We start from the raw sequence: 4,795 nt of genomic DNA on the forward strand, positions 1-4,795 counted from the left end.
CGGCAGCCCCGCGTGGGGGTCAGTGGACCGGACCGCAGTCGGCACGGGCGGCACCGCGCCGCCTGGCAACGCTTGCGGCGAGGCCGGTGATGGTGCGTCAGCGGGCGGCGCGGGTGGGCCTCCCGGCGGCGGTATGTGCGGGTTGAGCTTGTCCTCGCTGTAGGTGATCTCGTTGGGACGTGCCGATGCGCCCACGAATGGGTTGAGCCCGATGGGCAGGAAGTTGTACTGGCGGTTTTTGATGATCGGAGACAGATACTGCTCGCATAGCCGCGCCGACTGTTTCCTCCCGACAAGTCCGTCGGACTCGATTGAACCGCAAATGGATTGGACGGTGTCGGCAAAGTTCGACAGGGCCAGAATCCCGGTGACCGCGCTCTGCGCCGGTTGATAGATGTTGAGAAAGTTCTGGAACACGTTCGGCGCGACGTGCAGGGTCTGCTTGATGTCACGGCGGCTGTCGTTCAACGCCGTGGTGATTTCGTTGAGGTGGTCGAAGGTCTTACCGATGGCCTCGCGGTTCTCGGCGACGAAGGGACGCAGATCGTTGACGGCACCGTCCAATCCCGCAATGGCTTGGCCCCACTCGTTGGGAGTGTTGGTCGTCACCGTGGTGATGTTGGCCAGGTTCTTGTTGAACGACGCCAGCAGCTCGCTGCTCGAGGTCAGCGCGGAGACGAACGTCTCCAGGTTGCGCAGCGTGCTGAAAATGTCCGTGCTGTGGTCGCCGAGCGCTGAAACCGCCTGCGAGAGCTTGATGACGGTGTCGCGCGCGGTGTCACCTTCGCCGCGCAGGTTCGCGGCCGAGGTGTTGACGAATTGCCCCAGCGCGCTTGTTCCGCCCTCCGTCGTCGGTTGCAGGGACTCGGTCAGCTTCTCCAACTGCTTACGCAGGTCGTCCCACTCGACGGGGACCGCGGTCCGCTCCTCCGGAATGGTCGCGCCGTCAGCCAGTTTCGGGCCGCCGGAGTAGACCGGGACGAGCTGGATCGCGCGCGAAGTGACCAGTGACGGCGACAGGATCGCCGCTCGCACGTCGGCGGGAACCGGATATTGCGATTCGACGGTGAACGTGACCTTCGCCGCGTTGGGCTGCGGCTCGATCTTCTCGATTGTTCCGACCGCGACGCCGAGAATGCGGATCTCGTCGCCGGTGTAGACACCGTTGGTGTTCGGGAAGTAGGCGATGTACGTGTTCCGGGTGACCTGCTTCCACCACGGCGTGACCATCATGCTGATCCCGACGGCCAGAATCAGCACCAGGCAGATCGCCGTACCGATCTTCGTGGCGCGTCGATGATTCTCGATCCATGCCTGGCCGCTCTCAACCCGGTTGCCAAGTCTCGCGCGGACATTCGCGAATGCCATCAGCGACCCCCGTTCGCGGGCACTTCGTTTGGCGCCGGGACGTAGACCGGCGTCTGCTTGGGCGGCGGCTGGAGATCCGCCGGCGGCCCGGGCGGTGGCCCACCCGGCGGCGGCGCTGGTGGTGGCGGCCGGTACGGGTAGCAGCCGGGCCCGGGCAATGGGATGCCGGCCGGACCACACGACTGCTGGTCGGGATTGCCGGTGATCGCGTCCGGGATTGAGCGTCGCGGCTCGCCGCCTTGTCCGGTTCGCGGGTACGGCAACGGCACCGGCGGTAGGCCAGGCTGGCCGTTGCCCGGATCGACAAGTTGCGACGGCAGCAGCACATTGGGATCAAGCCCCAGATCAGCGAACGCCGCGTCGGTGAACGGCTGCACAAACTGTCCCAGGGTGAGGTTCGGCAGCGAGGCTTTGAAGAATGGTCCCGACCCCAGCACTTCACCGAACGACATCGCGTACTTCGGGATGAGGTACAAGGTGCGCTGCAGTTCCTTTTTGCGGTCGTCCAAGACCGACAGCACCGAGTTGAGCTTGTCCAGTGCGGGCTTGAGCTGCGTCCGATTGTCGCCGATGACGGCCGAGATCTCGCGCGTCGCGGCCCCGACATTGGTCATCAGCGCGTCAACCGCATTGCGTTGTGTCAGAAGCTCGGCCAGCAACGCATTCGCGTTGATGACCAGGTTGGCGATCTGGTCGCTGCGCTTGCCCAGCACCCCGACGACCTTGTTCGCATTGGTCAGCAGGCTGCGCAGTTTCGCGTCACGGTTATCCAGCGTGGTGGAGAACTGCGCAACTCCCTCTAGCGCGGCCTTCAAATCAGGTGGAGTGTCTTTGAACGTGTTCGCCAACGTCGTCAGCGCCGATGAAAGCTTTGCGGTGTCCAACGCGCTGATGGTGCTGGTCAAGTCCCCCAACGCATCCGGTAAGTCATACGGCGCGCGGGTGCGCTCGACCGGGATCGGGCCTTCCAGGTTGCCGTCTCCACGTGGAGTGATCTCCAGCATTTTGGTGCCGAGCACGGTCTCGGTCTTGATCGACGCTTCGGTGCGGTTACCCAGCGCGACGTCGTCGTCGACGGTGAACTTGACCAGCACCTTCGTCCCGTCCAATTTGACGCTGGACACCCTGCCGACCGACAACCCAGACACTCGCACGTCACTATCCGGCTTGATTCCGCCTGCCTCGGTGAAATATGCGGAATAGCCGGACTTTCCGGTAAGGAAAGGGATCTTTTCGTAGGAGAAGACAGCGGCCACCAAGGCAACGACGATGCCGATGCCGACCAAGCCGACCGTGGTCCGGTTGCGCTCGGCGAGCGGCTTGATGTTGGGCCGCTTGAACTTGCCTCTAAAAGAACTTGTGATCGAGGTCATTTTTTCGGCAAGCACCGCCCAGTTACCTGGCTCACCAGCTTGACGAACGTGGGTTGCCCGTTGCGGCCGTTGAGCTTGATGATCACATCGCAGATGTAGAAGCCGAAGTAGTCGCCGTAGAGACCCTGGCGGGACAGCGTTTGATAGACGTCGGGAAGGGTTTTCACGAGGTCGTCGAAGTAATTGTGATCGGACTCGATCTGCCCCGCGAAGCGATCCGTTTGCACCACAGTGTCTTTGATCGGTTGTCGCGCGGCCGTCAACAAGTCCGCTGCCGATCCCGTCGCGGCATTGATGTAGGCCACGTCCTTGGTGATATCGGTCTTGCGCTCGGACAGGGCCCCGACCAGTAGGGAGAGCTTGTCCAAGCCGTCTGAGAACTGTTTGTCGCGGGTGCCGAAGGTGTGCAGCACGACGTTCAGGTTGGTGATCACATCGCCGACGAGCTTGTCGCGGTTGGCCAGCGTGGTGGTCAGCGCAGAAGTCTCACCGAGCACCGACGAGATGGTGGCTCCCTCACCCTGGAAGACCCTGAGCAATTGGCCGGACAGCGCGTTGACCTGGTCAGGATCCAACGCGCGAAACAGTGGCCGGAAACCACCGATGAGGGCGTCGACATCGAGAGCAGGAGACGTGCGGTCCAACGGAATCGTGGCCCCCTGCGCCAATCTCCTGGGCGGGCCGGGCCCGTCTTCGAGGGCGAGATAGCGGTCGCCGATGAGGTTTTCGTAGCGCACCGACGCTTTGGTGCCTTCAGTGAGTCTCAGTCCCTTGTCGATGGCGAAGTTGACGTGGACAGTACCGTCCTTCAGCAGCTTGAGGTCACTGACCTTGCCCACCTCGACACCGGCGATACGGACAAAGTTTCCGCCCTTGAGCCCGGAAATATTCGAAAACACCGCGCTGTAGGAAGTCCGGGAGTCAAACCGGAACTGCCCGAAGACCGTCACCAGAATAAAGACGAAAGCCAGGGAGACAAGGGTGAACGTCACCACACGCGCGATGGCGCCGGTGTTGGTTCTCATTGCAACTCCTTACTTTTCGAAGGGCCTGGGCGACTCAAGGCGATGGAGGTGCGGGCGGGAGCGGCGGCGTCGCAGCCCCCGCGTAATCAGGGGCACCGTACGGCGGTTGTCCGGGATAGGCCGGCGCCTGGCCCGGCGCTGGACCGCCCGGGTAGCGAATCAGCGGCGGTTGGGGCGTTCCCTTGGTGACCGGGAAGTAGTTCACATACCCGGGGAAACCGATTCCGGAGTTGGGCCGGATGTCCAGCCCGGTCCCGAATCCGGTGTCGGTCACCAAATACTTCACCGGGAAGTTCGCGCTCGCGTCAGGCAGTGAACCACAACTCGGCCTGCCGCCGGGACCACCCTTGGCCTGCACGCGCGGCAAGTTGTCGGGGTAGCGGTACGGGTCGTCACCGAATAGCAGCCCGCCGTCGATGTTGAGGGATTTGCCGTTACCCCCCATGGCGGCTCGACCGCCGTTCTCCAGGTACCACACCGCGCCCTCGAACGTGCATTTGTACGTCGGTGAGTACTTGTTCAGCAACTCGAAGGTCGGCGCCACCAGGTTGATCGAGTTGACCAGGTTTTGCTCGTTCCGGCCGATCGTGTTGATCCCGGCGTTGGAGAAGCCGATGGCATCCAGCAGCAGTTCGTTGAGCGCCTTTTTGTTCTTGGTGATCGTTACGCTGGTTGTCGAGAACGCATCCAGCGTTGACAAAAGGTCTTGCGCTGCAACCGAATAGGCCGCGGTGGTCTTGCCGAACAGCTGCCAGTCCTTGCGGATGGTGGCCTGTTTGGGGTTCACGGCAACAAGAAATTGGTTCCCTCCGCTGATCGCCTCTCCTATCCGCTCGCCCTTGCCGCGGAAAGCGTCGGACAGCGCTGAGAGCACACCGTTCATCTTGGCTGGGTCGATTGCTCGGACAATCGACTGTAGGTTCTGGAAGACGGTGTTGACCTCGACGGTCGTGTTGCGACTGTGCAACACAGCGCCTTTGGCCAGTTGACGATGACTGGCGCCTTTTGTGGGAACGATGAGGTCGACGT

4 protein-coding genes are annotated in these 4,795 nt (G+C 62.5%); all 4 read right to left on the bottom strand.

From position 1 onward, the window contains the following. Nucleotides 1-1,368, bottom strand: a 1,368-nt coding sequence (locus WAN02_RS06150; protein ID WP_422263280.1) for a virulence factor Mce family protein, incomplete at its 3' end; no start/stop codon positions are given. After that, nucleotides 1,368-2,741: an MCE family protein gene (locus tag WAN02_RS06155; protein ID WP_422263281.1), complete on the bottom strand. Its 1,374-nt coding sequence runs from the start codon at nt 2,739-2,741 to the stop codon at nt 1,368-1,370. The genes WAN02_RS06150 and WAN02_RS06155, both read right to left, overlap by 1 nt. Further along, the gene (locus WAN02_RS06160; RefSeq protein WP_422263282.1) at nt 2,738-3,766 is read right to left on the bottom strand and encodes an MCE family protein; all 1,029 of its coding nucleotides are present in this window, start codon (nt 3,764-3,766) and stop codon (nt 2,738-2,740) included. Before WAN02_RS06160 ends, WAN02_RS06155 begins: the two co-directional genes overlap by 4 nt. Before the next feature lie 34 nt (nt 3,767-3,800). Continuing rightward, the coding region (locus tag WAN02_RS06165; RefSeq protein WP_422263283.1) for an MCE family protein at nt 3,801-4,795 on the bottom strand (995 nt) is incomplete at its 5' end.

It is taken from the genome of Mycobacterium sp. (assembly GCF_049281135.1).
Classification (GTDB): Bacteria; Actinomycetota; Actinomycetes; order Mycobacteriales; family Mycobacteriaceae; genus Mycobacterium.

Coding starts and splice junctions, on each gene's coding strand:
- WAN02_RS06155 (WP_422263281.1), bottom strand. CDS start 2,741: ATGACCTCGATCACAAGTTCTTTTAGAGGCAAGTTCAAGCGGCCCAAC.
- WAN02_RS06160 (WP_422263282.1), bottom strand. CDS start 3,766: ATGAGAACCAACACCGGCGCCATCGCGCGTGTGGTGACGTTCACCCTT.